A 14,846-nucleotide genomic window follows, 5' to 3' on the forward strand; every position below is an offset into this window, starting at 1 on the left:
TAACGCGCCCACCGAAGGCTGCTGGCGAGCGCCACGTGCGCACTTCGGTACCTGCGGGTCGGCGAATCCACCGTCGCGGGGCGAACTCGATCAAATCCTCTGCCGCGCCAGCGCTTGGCTAATTTGCGTCTTCCTTGGCCTTGGTCCCTCTGGCTGCGGCGGCCTTCGGCAGCAGAGATTGCTCCTTCGCGTCGGCTTAGGCAGGTCGCGTGCCAGCTGGCAGGAGGTTGGGGAGGAGAGCGTGGGAGAGCTGGGATGGACTGAGACGTCCTGTGCGTCGACGTCAGCTGATGGCTGCGGGGCGGGTGGGTGTGTGGGTGGTTGGTGGGTGGTGGGGGTGATGAGGGAGGATCGGGGTATGTCGCCGTTGGGTCGTCGTCGTGGTCGGGGTGTTGGGCAGAGGGTGGGGGCGGTGGTTGCGCCGGAGGGGCATCCGTCGGGAGCCAGGGCGCCGGGGGTGCCTGCTGAGCTGGTGCCTCGGCATGTGGCGGTGGTGATGGACGGGAACGGGCGGTGGGCCAAGGCGCGGAATCTGCCGCGGACCGAGGGGCACAAAGCCGGTGAGGCCTCGCTGCTGGATGTGATCAAGGGCGGCATCGAGATCGGGGTCAAATACCTGTCGGTATACGCGTTCTCGACGGAGAACTGGGCCCGGTCGCCGGAAGAGGTCAAATTCCTGATGGGGTTCAACCGCGAGGTGATCCATCGGCGTCGCGATGAGCTGGATGCGATGGGGGTCCGCGTGGTGTGGTCGGGGCGCCGGCCGCGGTTGTGGAAGAGCGTCATCTCCGAGTTGGAGGACGCGCAGGAGCGGACGAAGAACAACGACACGATCACCCTGCAGTTCTGCGTGAACTACGGCGGGCAGGCGGAGATCGCCGACGCGATGAGGTCGATCGCGCAAGAGGTTGCCGCTGGCAAGCTCAGTCCGGACCGGATCACCGAGAAGACGATCGCCAAGCACCTGTACGCACCCGACATCCCGCCGGTTGATCTGTTCGTCAGATCGTCGGGGGAGCAGCGCACCTCGAACTTCCTGGTCTGGCAGCTCGCGTACGCCGAGATGGTCTTCCTCGACACCCTCTGGCCGGACTTCGACCGCCGTCATCTGTGGCACGCGATCGAGCTCTACGCCCAGCGCGACCGCCGCTACGGCGGCGCCATCCCCAACCTCGTCGAACCCACCTGACCCGTACTCTGGGTCTAGGGACCGTTGGGTGTTCGGCTTGCGGATCAGTTGCGAGAGCCCGCCGTAAGGTCCCACGAAAGTGTGCAGGTACGCGCAATCGTGGAGAAAGTCGAGCGACTCGTAAAGACGGCGCGGTGCCGGGTAGCCCGCGGCTCCGCGTGGAGCTGGACCGGTTCAGGCGCGCGTGCTCGGGGCTATCTCGCGCACCATCACGCAGTTGCCCTGGCCCTTGGGCCGGTCGTAGGTGAAGCCCTCGCGCTCGTACATCGTGCGGGTGCCGTTGTAGAGGAACGAGGAGTTCTTCTTCCGGACCCCGCCGGTGTCGTGCGGGTAGCCCTCGACCAGGCCGCCCCCGGCCTGCGCAATCAGCACGACGGCTCCGCGCAGGGCGATCGCGGCCAGGCCGTGACCGCGAAGGCCGCGCTCGACCAGGATGCAGGTGACCCGGTAGTCGGGCAGTCGCTCGGCAGTGGCGACGTACTCCTTGCGGTGTTGGATGTTGGGCAGCTCCTCGGGAGATCCGTACTCCGCCCAGGCGACGGCCCGGTCGCCGTCGTAGACCAGCGCCGCGTGCGCGATCCCGGCGGCCACCAGACGTTGTTTGAGCGCCCGGTTCCCCTCGGCGCTCTGGCCCTTCTCTGCGCAGTCGGGATGGAAATGTGTGCACCAGCAGCTGGCGAACATGCCCTTGTTCCGCTCGACGAGAGCGGCGAAGTCGTCGAACGTCTCCGGCGTGAGCGCCTTGATCGTGAAGTCGGACATGCCAGCAACGTACTCCTGATTGTGGACGTTCGGCGTCGGTAGCTCACGCTGCCAGGGCGGGGTACGCGCCGTCGCGGCCGAGGAGCTCGGCCGGCATGCCGTACTCCGGCGGCCGGTACGCGCGGAAACAGGAGAGTGTCGGTGGGGGGTTCTAGCTTGGAGAGATGTCGAATGATCTGAGACTTGGACTGACGTTTTCACCTGGGCTCGCACCGGAGGCGCTCAGGGGGTTCGCGGCGTCGGTGGAGGCGAGTGGTCTGGATGATCTGTGGATCTCGGAGGACTGCTTCAAGGAATCCGCGATCGCAAGCGCGGTGACAGCTCTGGCGACCACAGAACGCATCCGCGTCGGCGCGGCCATCCTGCCGATACCACTGCGCAATGTGGCGCAGGCGGCGATGGAGATCGCGACGATCGACCGGCTCTTCCCGGGCAGGTTCGTCGCGGGTATCGGCCATGGGGTTCAGCCCTGGATGGAGCAGGGCCGGCGTCAAGGCTGAGGCGCCGCTCACGCTCCTGCGCGAGTACGCGACAGCTCTGCGTCAACTGCTGGACGGCGAACGCGTCACCACATCAGGTCGCTACGTGATCATCCAAGACATCGCACTGGAGTATCCGCCGCTGAAGCCTCCGCCCCTGCTGATCGGGGTCGCTGGGGCGAAGTCGCTGGCGGCTGCTGGTGAGCTCGGCACCGGGACACTGCTGGCGCTCGGTCTGGATCTGGACGCGATCAAGGAGGCGTCTCAGACCACGCTGAAGTCGGCCGGATCCGACCATGAGGTGATTGCGAGCGTCCTCGTGGCAACTGGCCCGGATGCACGGGCCCGAGTGGATGCCGAGCTAGCGGAGTACGGGATGAAAGGCACTCCCGAGATCGGTGCCGTTGGCAACGCGGAGGAGATTGCCCACCGGCTGCTGCAGGTCGCCGCGGCCGGAGCAACGTCGATCTCCGTCATGCCCACCCGGGACGAACCGGACTTCGACGCCTTCGCCCACTTCCTCGGCCAGGAGGTCCGCCCCTTGCTCGCCTGACAGAAGTCACCGTCGTGGTGAAGGCAACAATCCTCGCTCGATGGCAACGGTCACCGCGCGGGTTCGATCATCCACGTCCAGCTTCGTGAACAGCCGCTGCAAGTGGGTCTTCACGGTCGCCTCGCCGATGAACAGTTCCCGCCCGATCTCCGCATTGCTCAACCCCCGCGCGACCGCGGCCAACACCTCAAGCTCGCGAGGCGACGGTTGCGCAGCGGCGGGCGCGACCGGAGTACGCAAGCGCGACATCAATCGAGCGGCAACAGGCGGCGCCAAAACCGTCTCACCGCGCGAAGCCGCCCGGATCCCGTCCAGCAACTCAGCATGCGGAGTGTCCTTCAACAAATACCCAGCAGCGCCCGCCTCGACGGCGTGCAAGATGTCGGTGTCCGTGTCGTACGTCGTCAGCACGAGCACCTTCGTCGCCGGATACCCGGACACGATCGCGCCCGTCGCCGAAACGCCGTCCCGCCGAGGCATCCGCAGGTCCATCAGTACGACGTCAGGCCGGGTCGACTCCACCAGCACCAAGGCTTCCTCGCCATCACCCGCCTCGCCGACCACCTCGATGTCCTCGGTCACGGCGAGCATCCCGATCAGCCCGGACCGGACCACCGGGTGGTCGTCCACCACCAGCACCCGAACACTCACGAACTCTCCCCAGACGTCGAAGGAATCAACACAGCCACCCGGGTCCCTCGACCGGGCGCACTCTCGACCGAGACCGTCCCACCGGACTCCTCGACCCGCCCGCGCATGGCCGTCAGCCCAAAGCCTTGGCCGGCCGCATCCACGGCGAACCCGGACCCGTCATCACGAATCTCGATCCCGACCCCGTCGGCAGACATCCCCAACCGGATCAGCACCGAAGTCGCCCCCGCATGCTTGCGCACGTTCGCCAACGACTCCTGCGCCGCCCGCAACAACACCACCTGCTGCGCCTGCGGCAACGCGGCCACTTCGTCATCAGCCATATCAAGAGACACCTGTACGTCGACGCCCGTCTCCGCGGCGAATCGCTCAGCCTGCCGACGCAGTACTTCGGCCAGCGTGGCCCCCGTCAACGCGACCGGTGTAAAGGCAGCCACCAAGGCGCGAGCCTCGGCCAGGTTCTCCCGGGCAGTGTCTTCGATCGCCGCCAACCGACCGGCGACAGGCTCAAGAGATCCTCGTTGCAGCTCCACAGCAGCCGTCTGCGCGAGCATCACCACGCTCGTCATGCCCTGGGCCAACGTGTCGTGGATCTCCCGCGCCATCCGCTCCCGTTCGGCCATCACCCCTGCCGTGTGGTGCGCCTCGGCGAGTTCGTCGCGGGCCGATTCGAGTTCCTCGATCAGCTCGGCGCGCTGCTGGCTCTGGGCGATCACCCGGTCGATCCAGATCCCGAGCATCAGACTCACGACCAGGCTGATCACCATCCAGGGCAAGATGTCCCAGAAGGCGTCCGTGGTCCAGCCGGCCGACCACAGCTGAGCCGTCCCGACGGCGAAGAGCAGCAGTAGACTGAGCAGTGCCGCGTCCCGGATCCGCCCGCTCAGCAGCCAGATCTGCGGCGAGACGATGAAAAGGATGAAGACCGACTGCGGATAGAGGGCCACCAGCCCGGACACGCAACCGATCATCAGCAACCGGTACGCCGTGGCCGGCAGCCGCTTCCGCGAGGTCATCGCCGGGATGGCGAGGACCCGGTAGCCGACGGCCAGGACGACGCCCAGCGCCAGGAACGCGATCCGTTCCCGGCTGTCGAGGTCAGACGTCGTCAGCGCGGTCACCAGGGTGACGCCGAGCAGGACGTAGAACACCACGTGCCAGCCGATCAGGGAGCGAACCCAGACCGGCTGATCGTCGCGGGATTGGAGCTGCATGGTCACCATCTTCCTCCAGCCCTCCCGGACGGCGTTCAGCACGCCGCCGGGAGAGCCGGAGAAAGCGTGGGTGACCATCAGCCCGCGTCCCGGCGGGTCCAGCGGAACACCCGCTGCGCGATCACCAGCCCGGCGACCAGCCAGACAGCCAGTACTACGGCGCCCAGCCCCAGGTGCCAGGAGCCACCCGGCTCGTTCACCTGGAAACCGTCCGGTAGGAAGACCGATCGCATGCCCTGGGCCAGCCACTTCAGCGGGAAGATGGAGGCGACACCGCGCATCCACGACGGCAGGTCGCTGTAGACGAAGTACACGCCGGACATGAATTGCAGCAGCAGGACGACCGGCGTGACCACCGCGGAAGCAGCCTTGCCGGATTTGGGTACGACCGAGAACGCGATCCCGAGCACCGAACCGGACGCAGTACCGAGCACGAAGATCCACAGGAAGTTGAGCCACTTCGACGGGTCGGTCGGGATGTCGACGCCGAGCACGAGACCGGCGATCACCAGCAGCAGTCCGAACTGGGCGATCGAGGTGCACAGCACCAGCCCGATCTTGCCGATGAAATAGGACTGCGGCGACATCGGCGTACCGCGCAGCCGCTTCAGCAGGTCCTCGTCGCGTTCCATCGCGATCGTGATGGCGAGCGACTGGAAGCTGGTCAGGAAGATGCCGGACGCGATCATGCCCGGGGTGAAGTAGGTGGCGGCGTTGACGCCGCCGGAGAAGTCGGTGCCGCTGAAGACGGCGGAGAAGATGCCGAGGAAGATGATCGGGAAGAAGAAGGTGAAGATCAGCTGCTCCTTCTCGCGGAAGAACTGCTTCACCTCCAGCTTGGTCCGGGATACCCCGACCTTGACGGTCGAAGGCAACGGCTTCGGCGCAATCAGCGTGCTCATCAGGCAACTCCAGCTTCTACTGCAGCGGCGGCAGCGACGTTCGCCTTGCCGATCAGATCCAGGTAGATGTCTTCCAGACTCGGCCGCCGTACCTCGAGCTCAGGCACCTCACCGTTGAACCGCGCCATCAGCGCCGCGACCTCGGCGGTCGGGGAATCGGTCCGTACTTCGTGCGCTCCGTCGGCGTCCAGCCAGGACACCCGCGCGGTGCGGGCGCCGCGGCCGCCGAGGGTCTCGGGGGTGGCGATCTCGAGCATCCGGCCGTCCGCGATCACACCGACCCGGTCGGCCAGGTGCTCGGCCTCGTCCAGGTAGTGGGTGGTCAGCACGATGGTGGTGCCCTCGGTCCGCAGGTTCTCGATCAGCGTCCAGAACTGGCGGCGCGCCTCCGGGTCGAACCCGGTGGTCGGCTCGTCCAGGAACAGCAGCTCCGGGTTGCCGATCACGCCGAGCGCGACGTCGAGCCGGCGCCGCTGGCCACCGGACAGCTTCCGGGTCCGCGCCTTGCGCTTCTCCTCCAGCCCGACCGAGGCGATCACCTCGTCGGGGTCGCGCGGGTTGGGGTAGTAGCCGGCGTAGTGGTTCACCAGTTCCGCGACCGACAGTTCGGCCTCGTCGCGAGACGACTGGGCGACGATTCCGATCCGGGCCCGCCAGCTCCGGTCGCCCCGCGCGGGGTCGACGCCCAGCACGCTGATCTCACCCTCGTCAGCCTGGCGGTACCCCTCCAGTACCTCCACGCTCGTCGTCTTACCGGCCCCGTTCGGGCCGAGCAGCGCGAACACCTCACCGCGGTGGATGTCCAGGTCGACGCCCGCGACGGCGACCTTGTCCGGGTAGCGCTTGACGAGTCCGCGGACCCGTACGGCGTTGTCTTTGTCGGTCATGGCTCAACCTTCCCGTCCCGGCCCGTACTCGGGGGAGCACCGACCGGCGTACCGGCTGTCCCCCGACCGGTGGACAGCGGTGTGTCAACCGCCCGATTCTGCCGCGACGACGCGCGTGGGGGCTGACGCGAAGTTGTGGCGGCAGTTAGCGTCGGGGCATGAGTCAGACCGTGCGTGGAGTCGTGGCCCTCAGCAAGGGCGCCCCGGTGACGATCGAAGAGATCACCATCCCCGATCCCGGACCGGGGGAGGCGGTGGTGAAGGTGCAGGCCTGCGGGGTCTGCCATACCGATCTGCACTACCGGGAGGGCGGCATCAACGATGATTTTCCCTTCCTCTTGGGCCACGAAGCCGCGGGGATTGTGGAGAGCGTTGGTGAAGGCGTCACGGACGTCGAACCCGGCGACTTCGTAGTACTGAACTGGCGGGCCGTCTGCGGCAACTGCCGGGCCTGCCTGCGCGGGCGCCCGTGGTACTGCTTCAACACGCACAACGCGAAGCAGAAGATGACCCTTGCCGACGGCACCGAGCTGTCGCCCGCACTCGGCATCGGCGCGTTCGCGGAGAAGACCCTGGTGGCCGCCGGGCAATGCACGAAGGTCGACCCGGCCGCGAAGCCCGAGGTCGCCGGTCTGCTCGGCTGCGGCGTGATGGCCGGCCTCGGCGCCGCCATGAACACCGGCAACGTCGGCCGCGGTGACACCGTCGCCGTGATCGGCTGCGGTGGAGTCGGTACTGCGGCCGTCGTCGGCGCGCGGCTGGCCGGAGCCGCCCGGGTGATCGCGATCGACCTCGACGAGCGCAAACTCGACGTTGCCAAAGAGCTCGGCGCGACCCACACCGTGCACGCGAAGGGCCTCGATCACGACGGCGTGGTGAGCGCGATCCAGGAACTCACCGGCGGCTTCGGCGCGGACGTGGTCGTGGATGCCGTCGGCCGCCCGGAGACCTGGAAGCAGGCGTTCTACGGCCGCGACCTGGCCGGGACCGTCGTGCTCGTCGGCGTACCGACGCCGGAGATGCAGCTCGACATGCCGCTGCTCGACTTCTTCGGTCGCGGTGGTTCGCTCAAGTCGAGCTGGTACGGCGACTGCCTGCCGAGCCGCGACTTCCCGCTGCTGATCGACCTCCACCTGCAAGGCCGGCTCCCGCTCGACCGCTTCGTGTCGGAGACGATCGCGCTCGACCAGGTCGAGACCGCGTTCGAGAAGATGCACGGCGGCGACGTACTCCGCTCGGTGGTGCTCTTCTGATGGCGGCCCGGATCGAGCGCGTCATCACCGCCGGCACCTTCAGCCTCGACGGCGGCGACTGGGAGGTCGAGAACAACGTCTGGCTGATCGGCGACGACGAGGAAGTGCTCGTCGTCGACGCGGCCCACAACGCCGAATCCATCATCAAGGCGGTCGGCGATCGCCGGCTCGCGGCGCTGATCTGCACCCACGGGCACAACGACCACATCAACGCGGTCGGCGGGATCCGCGACTACCTCGACACGCAGGTCTGGCTCAGCTCGGCCGACACGATGTTGTGGGAGACCCTGTACGACGATCGCCCGGACCACGACCTCGTCGACGGCACCACGTTCGAGGTCGCTGGTACGACGATCCGCGCGATCCACACTCCGGGCCACAGCCCCGGCAGCACGTCCCTCTACGCGGAGGACCTCAACGCGGTCTTCACCGGCGACACCCTTTTCCAGGGCGGCCCGGGCGCGACGGGACGCTCGTACTCCGACAAGCCGACGATCCTCGACTCGATCCGCACCAAGCTACTCACGCTGCCCGCGGACACAGTCGTCCACACCGGCCACGGTGACACCACCACGATCGCCGCCGAGACGGGCAATATCAGCTAGGCGGGAGGCACTCTTTGCAGGTGCCGAAGATCTCCAGGGTGTGACTGATGTCGGAGTAACCGTGCTCGGCCGCGACCTTGTCCGCCCAGCGTTCGACGGCCGGGCCCTCCACCTCGACGGTCCGGCCGCAGTTGCGGCAGACCAGGTGGTGGTGATGACCCTTCGAGCAGCGCCGGTACGCCGTTTCGCCGTCCGCGGTACGCAGTACGTCGACCTCGCGGGAGTCCGCGAGAGCCTGCAGGGTGCGGTAGACCGTGGTCAGGCCGACGGCCTCACCCGCGCCCCGGAGCTCCTGGTGGATCTCCTGGGCGGTCCGGAAGTCGTCGAGGTTGTCGAGCGCCGAAGCGACTGCCGCGCGCTGACGGGTCGAGCGTGTTCCGATGGCCACCGTGCCTCCTGTCATCTCGTCACCGATTCTCCCCGGCAACCCGGGCATTCTTTCATGCGCCAAACCTCTATTCTCGCACTTGGCAACAAGTCAGTGCTCATCCCAGTGATCTCCGTGCGCCGCGTGCAGGTGTCCGTCGTGGACGTAGTCGACGTGGTCGTCGTGCTCCACCTTCGGGTGACCGCACGCCGGGTTGTGGGCGTGCGCGTGGACAGAGCTGACCACGTGCGGTGCTGGCTCGGGGAGATCGACCTCTGGCTCCTCGTCGGTGAGCGGTGCATGTACAGCCTGGCGACGGCGGAGCAGCGTGCCGATCGTGGCCGACACCACGAACCCCGCCAGCGCCAGTACGACGATGGTCGCGCCCGGCGCTACATTCGCGTTGTAGGACGTGATGATGCCGGCCACGCACGCAGCCACCCCGATCGCGCAAGCGGTGACGAACGTACTGCGGAACGACCGCGTCACCTGCTGCGCGGTAGCAACCGGCACGACCATCAGAGCGCTCACCAGCAGCAGCCCGACGGTCCGCATCGCCACTGTCACGGTCACTGCGGCCATCACCGCGATCAGCAGGTTCAGCAACTGCACCCGCAGCCCAGTGACCCGCGCGAACTCTTCGTCCTGGCACACCGCGAACAGTTGCGGTCCGAGCCCGATCGCGACCACCAGAACAGTCACGGCCAGCCCGACTACGACGTACAGGTCGGACGGCGACACAGTGGTGAGTGAGCCGAACAGATACGTATTCAGCGTCGCTGCGCCCTGCCCTGCCAAGCCGATGAGCAGCACACCACCCGCTATGCCGCCGTAGAAGAGCAGTGCGAGCGCGACATCGCCACTGGCCTTCCCACGAGCCCGGACGAGCTCGATAGCAGTTGCACCAGCGATAGCGACCAGTACTGCGGTCAGCACCGGCGCTGTGCCGGTCAGCAGACCAAGAGCGACACCGGTGATCGCGATGTGCCCGATCCCGTCGCCCATCAGCGACAACCGGCGCTGGACCAGGTACGTGCCGATCGCCGGCGCCGACAATCCGGTCAGCAGCCCCGCGATCAAGGCCCGCTGCATGAACTCGAGCTGGAACATCGTCACGACAGCCACCCCGGCTCGTCTTCCGCGCTGTGCGGGTGGACATGGGCATGCGTCTGGGACGCGTGCGGCGGGCCGTCGTACACGATCCGGCCGCGGCGCAGCACCACCGAGCGGTCGATCAGCGCGTCCATCGGCCCGAGATCGTGGCTGACCATCACCACCGTGGTGCCGCCGGCGACCCGTTCGCGGATCGCGTCGGCGAAGATGCCCTGGCTGGCCAGGTCGACCCCGGCTGTCGGCTCGTCGAGGATCAGCAGGTCCGGGTCCGACACCAGCGCCCGGGCGATCAGCACCCGTTGCTGCTGCCCGCCGGACAACTCGGCGACCCCGTCCTTACGCCGGTCGGCCATGTCCACGAGTTCCAGCGCCTGCTCGACGGCATCCCGGTCGGCCGCCTTGAGCGGGCGGAACAACCGCCGCTTCGACAACAGCCCGGACGACACCACCTCTTGCACAGTCGCCGGTACGCCGCCCGCCGCGGTGATCCGCTGCGGCACGTACCCGACGCGATGCCACTGCCTGAACCGTGGCACCGCCTGCCCGAACAGCTTGACCTCACCCCGTACTGCGGGGAGCAACCCGACCACGGTCCGGATCAGGGTCGACTTGCCGGAGCCGTTGGTGCCGAGAACGGCGACTACCTCACCCTGGCGAATCTGGAGATCGACACCCCGCAGTACGAGACGACCGCCCAGGTCGACCGAGAGATCGGTGACCTGGACGGCGGGCGTCGGGGTGGAGCGCTGGGCTGGATCCGTCACGCGCAACTGTTCGCCTTCCGGAGTTCCTGCAGGTTCTCCCGCATCAGGGAGGGGTAGGACTCCTTCGAGTTCACGTCCGAGAGCCCCTCGATCGGGCTCAGGACCGCGGTCTTGACGTGGACGTCGCGGGCGATCGACTCGGCCACCTTCGGGCTGACGAGCTCCTCGTAGAAGATCGTGGTCACCCGCTGCTCGCGCACGATGTCCTGGACCTCCCTGATCCGCTGCGGGGTCGGCTCGGCGTCCGGGGTGAATCCGGCGATACCGACCATCTGCAGACCGTACCGCTTGGCGAGGTACGCGAAGGCCTCGTGACTGGTCACGAACGTCTTGAGTCTGCAGTTCGCCAGGCCGGTCTTGAACTCGTTGTCGAGCTTGGTGATGTCGGCCAGGAGAGCTGTCGAGCGTTCCCGGTACCCCTCGGCGTGGGCGCTGTCGGTCTCGACCAGCTTGTCGGTGACGGCCTTGACCACGCCGGCGTACCGGACCGGGTCGAGCCAGAAGTGCGGGTCGAGGGCGTCATCGGTGAAGGCGGCAGGCTCGACCTTGCCCGCGGGAGCCTCGGCGCCGTCCTCCTCGAAGTTGGCGCCGGTGGCCTCGAGCTGCGCGGGCCGGGGCCACGTCGAAGCCGGTCTTCTTCGCGTTCTGATCGATGGCCTCGTCGACGGCCGGCTGGAGGTTCTTCTCGAACACGACCAGCTTGGCCTGCGCGATGTGGCCGACCTGCTTGGGCGTGAGCTCCAGATCGTGCGGCTCGACGCCGGGGGCGGTCAGGGTGGTCACCTTCACGGCGTCGCCGCCGACCTGCCGGGCGATGAACTCCAGCGGATAGAACGATGCGACCACGTCGACCTTGCCGCCGCTCCCCGCGGGGCCGTCGGCAGCTGAGCCGCCACAACCTGCGAGAGTGGCGACCGTCAGAGCGGCGACGCCGGTGACAACAGCTCGAGTGACGGGTCTCATGACAATCATTTTCATTTAATTGGGGATGGTTGTCAAAACAGGAGAGAATCCAACGGTTGCCGAAGAGGAAGAGAAGGTACTGACGGATGCCGAGGCGGAACGTCGGGCGCAGGCGGGCCGACACCAGGTCGAACCGCGGCGGCCGGATCGAAATTCCGCCGGGCCACGGTCACGGCCACGGTCATGGGCACGGTGATCACGTGGTCGATACCTCGGTGGTCGACTCGGACGCGATCGTCGCTCGACGCGTCCGGATAGTCGTCGCAGCCTTCCTGATTCCGCTGATCGCCGCGGCCGTGATCGCGATGATCATCCTCTGGCCGGGCAGTGACCTGAAGGTTCCTGCCGCAGCTCAGCAAGGCGCCCGCGGCACCGTGAACGCGATCGCTCCCTGTCCAGAGACGCCGGCCGACTGCGACGAGGCCACGGTGCATCTGACCGACACCCCTGGACTGAACGACAAAGGCCTCGACGTACCGGTCCAGGTGCCGAAGGCCGCCCAGGTCGCGCTGCCGATCAAGGTCGGTGACCGCCTGCTGCTGAATGTGAAGCAGGGTGCCACTATCGACACCCGCTACGACTACGTCGACCACGACCGGAAGTTGCCGCTGCTGTGGCTGGCGGGCATCTTCGCGGTGGCTGTGATCGCGCTGTCCCGGTGGCGGGGCGTGTCCGCCCTGATCGCGCTCGGCGTGACGGCGGTGACGCTGACCCAGTTCATCCTGCCGGCGATCGTGAAGGGCTCGAATCCGCTCCTGGTCGCGGTCGTGGGCGGCTCGGTGATCATGGTCATAGCTCTGTTCCTCACCCATGGGGTGAATGCGCAGTCCTCGGTCGCGCTGGCCGGGACGATCTCCGCGCTGGCGCTGACCGCGTTTCTCGGTTGGGCATTCGTGAAGCTCAGTGCGTTCAGCGGGCTGGCCAGTGAAGGCGCCTCGGCGATCAATGGGCTGGTCCCGGGGATAGATCTACCCGGCGTACTGGTCGCCGGCATCGTGATCGGAGCTCTCGGCGTACTGGATGACGTGACCGTGACCCAGGCGAGTGCCGTCTGGGAGTTGTCCGCGGCCAATCCGGCGGCCAGTCGCTCGGCATTGGTCGGTGCGGGGCTGCGCATCGGTCGCGCCCACGTCGCTTCGGTGGTGAACACCCTGGTCCTCGCGTACGCCGGTGCGGCGCTGCCGTTGCTGATGGTTTTCGCGATCGGCGGGGTCTCGAGCGGCTACGTGGTGACGACCGAGGTCGTGGCGGCTGAAGTTGTCCGAGGTCTGGTCGGGAGTCTGGGGATCATCGCGGCCGTCCCCCTTGACGACGGCGCTGGCCGCAATGGCTGTCGCCGATCGGTCCCGGGATCTGGTCGCCGCGCCCGAAATCCTTGCAGGCACAGGAGAATCTTCCGTCGACGACTAGTCCGGAGTTTGGATGGAATCTGTCAGGCGGTTCTTCCCAAGAGGTCCGATGTCGATCTAGAGTTCCTGCAGTCACTGAAGGTCCGCCCAAGATTACCTTCCGTGGCCGTTGATCGTGAGGAGCAACGGATGCGACGTCTGGTCCACACGCCACACCGCGACAAGACGGCCGGGACCACTCGCACGCTCGACGTGATGAAGGAGTCCGGCCTCGCGCCCGAGCTGGTCGTGGTGGGTCACCTCAACGAGGTGACGGTCAAAGAGGTCGCCGACTCCGGTTGCTGGATGGGGTTCTCGATCTACCCGGACACCAAGATGGATCCCGACCGCATGGTGGTGATCCTGCAGGAGTTCGGCACCGAGCGGATCCTGGTCAACTCGGCCGCCGACTGGGGCAAGTCGGACCCGCTGCGGACGTATGCGACCGGCCAGGCGATGCTCGCGGCCGGGTTCACCGATGACGATGTCGACCAAGTGCTCTGGCGCAACCCGGTCGCCTTTTACGGCCAGTCCGGCCGGCTCGACCGGGCTGCCGCCGAAGCCGTGGACAGCTTCGAAGGGAACTCGATCCTGCGCGGAGCACAATCATGAGGTTCCGGCATCCCGACGGCTCGATCGTCCATCTCGCGTACTGCACCAACGTGCATCCGGCCGAGGATCTCGAAGGCGTGATCGCCCAGCTCGACGGCTGCGCGTCACTGGTCCGCAAGCATCTCAAAGTCCCCGTCCTCGGCGTCGGTCTATGGCTCGCGAACACCCTCGCCGAACGGCTTTCCAACTCCCCGGTCGCCCTCGGCAGACTCGCTCGCGCGCTCGATCGCAACGGCCTGGAAGTCGTTACGCTGAACGGCTTCCCGTACTCCGGGTTCCACGACCGCGTGGTCGGCAAGAAGGTCTACCAGCCGGATTGGACGGAGTCGGCGCGCCTCGAATACACCCTCGACCTGGTGAAGGTGCTCGGCGAGCTGATGCCGGCCGACGCGTCGTACGGGTCGATCTCCACGCTGCCATTGGCCTGGCGTACGCCGTGGACCCGGAGCCGGGACGCGCAAGCGCGGCGTGCGTTCGACAAGCTCGACGAGCACCTCGCCCGCGTGCAGACGAGAACAGGTCGTCGCATCCGGGTCGCCGTAGAACCCGAGCCGGGCTGCGTCCTCGAAATGGTCCCCCAGGCAGCGAACTGGCTCACCCCGTACGCCGGCGGCGGCCGCGTAGGGATCTGTCTGGACACGTGTCATCTGGCAGTGCAGTTCGAGGAGCCGGCCAAGTCGTTCGCCGTCCTCGCCGACGCGAACGTGGAGATCGTGAAGAGCCAGGTCTCGGCCGCGCTGCACATCGCGCAGCCGTGGGACCCGGCCGCTCGCGAACTACTCGCGGAGTTCGCCGAGCCCAAGTTCCTGCACCAGACTCGCGAGTACGGCGGACCGGGTGTCGACGACCTGGATCTCATCGGGGAGCTGTCCGGGCATGCGTCCTGGCGAGTGCATTTCCACGTTCCCGTGCACGCCCCGCCGCGTCCTCCGCTGACCAGCACGACCGACGTGCTCGACGAGAGCCTGAGGCACCTTGTCGGTGGTCCCCACCCGCTGACGCACCACCTCGAGTCGGAGACCTACACCTGGTCGGTCCTCCCGTCGCCGCCCAAAGGTCAGCAGCGACTGGCCGAAGGAATCGCCGGAGAGCTCGCCTGGCTCCGCGACCGTCTGCTTGCTCTCGGCCTGACTCAACTCTGACA

Annotated in this window: 16 protein-coding genes and 1 pseudogene; 7 read left to right on the forward strand and 10 right to left on the reverse strand. The window is 67.2% G+C overall.

The features are described from left to right. Positions 1-358: 358 nt before the first annotated feature. Positions 359-1,189 carry an isoprenyl transferase gene (locus tag F1D05_RS32335; protein ID WP_185444139.1) on the forward strand — a complete coding sequence of 277 codons (831 nt, stop codon included), beginning with the start codon at positions 359-361 and terminating at the stop codon, positions 1,187-1,189. Between the two features lie 174 nt (positions 1,190-1,363). Here the strand turns inward: F1D05_RS32335 and F1D05_RS32340 are convergent, their stop codons facing one another. After that, a complete protein-coding gene (locus tag F1D05_RS32340; protein ID WP_185444140.1) occupies positions 1,364-1,951 on the reverse strand; it encodes a GNAT family N-acetyltransferase in 588 nt (195 codons plus the stop codon). A 164-nt stretch (positions 1,952-2,115) separates the two neighbouring features. On the opposite strand from F1D05_RS32340, the gene F1D05_RS39210 reads away from it, so the two are divergent. Together F1D05_RS39210 and F1D05_RS32345 are read left to right on the forward strand one after the other, a co-directional pair. Continuing rightward, positions 2,116-2,451, forward strand: coding sequence for an LLM class flavin-dependent oxidoreductase (locus tag F1D05_RS39210; protein ID WP_206685918.1), 336 nt, complete (start codon positions 2,116-2,118; stop codon positions 2,449-2,451). Further along, a complete protein-coding gene (locus F1D05_RS32345) occupies positions 2,408-2,983 on the forward strand; it encodes an LLM class flavin-dependent oxidoreductase (protein ID WP_206685919.1) in 576 nt (191 codons plus the stop codon). The genes F1D05_RS39210 and F1D05_RS32345 overlap by 44 nt, the downstream gene beginning before the upstream one ends. Positions 2,984-2,989: 6 nt before the next feature. Here the strand turns inward: F1D05_RS32345 and F1D05_RS32350 are convergent, their stop codons facing one another. From F1D05_RS32350 to F1D05_RS32365, 4 genes are read right to left on the reverse strand one after another with little or no spacing between them, the layout of a single operon-like run. Then, positions 2,990-3,634 (reverse strand): response regulator, encoded by a 645-nt coding sequence (locus tag F1D05_RS32350; protein WP_185444141.1) that lies wholly within the window; start codon positions 3,632-3,634, stop codon positions 2,990-2,992. Continuing rightward, a complete protein-coding gene (locus tag F1D05_RS32355; RefSeq protein WP_246486150.1) occupies positions 3,631-4,926 on the reverse strand; it encodes a sensor histidine kinase in 1,296 nt (431 codons plus the stop codon). The genes F1D05_RS32350 and F1D05_RS32355 overlap by 4 nt, the downstream gene beginning before the upstream one ends. Continuing rightward, a complete protein-coding gene (locus F1D05_RS32360) occupies positions 4,926-5,750 on the reverse strand; it encodes an ABC transporter permease (protein WP_185444142.1) in 825 nt (274 codons plus the stop codon). The genes F1D05_RS32355 and F1D05_RS32360 overlap by 1 nt, the downstream gene beginning before the upstream one ends. Beyond that, a complete protein-coding gene (locus tag F1D05_RS32365) occupies positions 5,750-6,637 on the reverse strand; it encodes an ABC transporter ATP-binding protein (RefSeq protein WP_185444143.1) in 888 nt (295 codons plus the stop codon). Before F1D05_RS32365 ends, F1D05_RS32360 begins: the two co-directional genes overlap by 1 nt. 158 nt (positions 6,638-6,795) lie before the next feature. On the opposite strand from F1D05_RS32365, the gene F1D05_RS32370 reads away from it, so the two are divergent. Next, a complete protein-coding gene (locus tag F1D05_RS32370) occupies positions 6,796-7,890 on the forward strand; it encodes an S-(hydroxymethyl)mycothiol dehydrogenase (protein WP_185444144.1) in 1,095 nt (364 codons plus the stop codon). After that, positions 7,890-8,495: an MBL fold metallo-hydrolase gene (locus F1D05_RS32375; RefSeq protein WP_185444145.1), complete on the forward strand. Its 606-nt coding sequence runs from the start codon at positions 7,890-7,892 to the stop codon at positions 8,493-8,495. The genes F1D05_RS32370 and F1D05_RS32375 overlap by 1 nt, the downstream gene beginning before the upstream one ends. Here F1D05_RS32375 and F1D05_RS32380 read toward each other — a convergent pair. The 5 genes and pseudogenes from F1D05_RS32380 to F1D05_RS42635 all read right to left on the reverse strand — a co-directional run bounded on the left by F1D05_RS32380 (position 8,488) and on the right by F1D05_RS42635 (position 11,702). Beyond that, positions 8,488-8,883, reverse strand: a complete 396-nt coding sequence (locus F1D05_RS32380) for a Fur family transcriptional regulator (RefSeq protein WP_246486151.1) — start codon at positions 8,881-8,883, stop codon at positions 8,488-8,490. The genes F1D05_RS32375 and F1D05_RS32380 overlap by 8 nt on opposite strands. Positions 8,884-8,973: 90 nt before the next feature. Then, a complete protein-coding gene (locus F1D05_RS32385) occupies positions 8,974-9,978 on the reverse strand; it encodes a metal ABC transporter permease (RefSeq protein ID WP_206685920.1) in 1,005 nt (334 codons plus the stop codon). After that, a complete protein-coding gene (locus F1D05_RS32390) occupies positions 9,975-10,739 on the reverse strand; it encodes a metal ABC transporter ATP-binding protein (RefSeq protein ID WP_185444147.1) in 765 nt (254 codons plus the stop codon). The genes F1D05_RS32385 and F1D05_RS32390 overlap by 4 nt, the downstream gene beginning before the upstream one ends. Further along, positions 10,736-11,242: pseudogene (locus tag F1D05_RS32395) on the reverse strand (metal ABC transporter substrate-binding protein); the annotation flags it as partial. The pseudogene F1D05_RS32395 and the gene F1D05_RS32390, both read right to left, overlap by 4 nt. Before the next feature lie 16 nt (positions 11,243-11,258). Next, positions 11,259-11,702 (reverse strand): metal ABC transporter substrate-binding protein, encoded by a 444-nt coding sequence (locus tag F1D05_RS42635; protein ID WP_343066546.1) that lies wholly within the window; start codon positions 11,700-11,702, stop codon positions 11,259-11,261. A gap of 86 nt (positions 11,703-11,788) precedes the next feature. Between F1D05_RS42635 and F1D05_RS32400 the strand changes: the two genes are divergently transcribed. After that, entirely contained in the window at positions 11,789-13,702 is a 1,914-nt protein-coding gene (locus F1D05_RS32400) for a YibE/F family protein (protein WP_246486152.1), read from the forward strand. Next, positions 13,699-14,844, forward strand: a complete 1,146-nt coding sequence (gene eboE / locus F1D05_RS32410; RefSeq protein ID WP_185444149.1) for a metabolite traffic protein EboE — start codon at positions 13,699-13,701, stop codon at positions 14,842-14,844. Before F1D05_RS32400 ends, eboE begins: the two co-directional genes overlap by 4 nt. Positions 14,845-14,846 lie beyond the last annotated feature (2 nt).

The organism is Kribbella qitaiheensis (assembly GCF_014217565.1).
Classification (GTDB): Bacteria; Actinomycetota; Actinomycetes; order Propionibacteriales; family Kribbellaceae; genus Kribbella; species Kribbella qitaiheensis_A.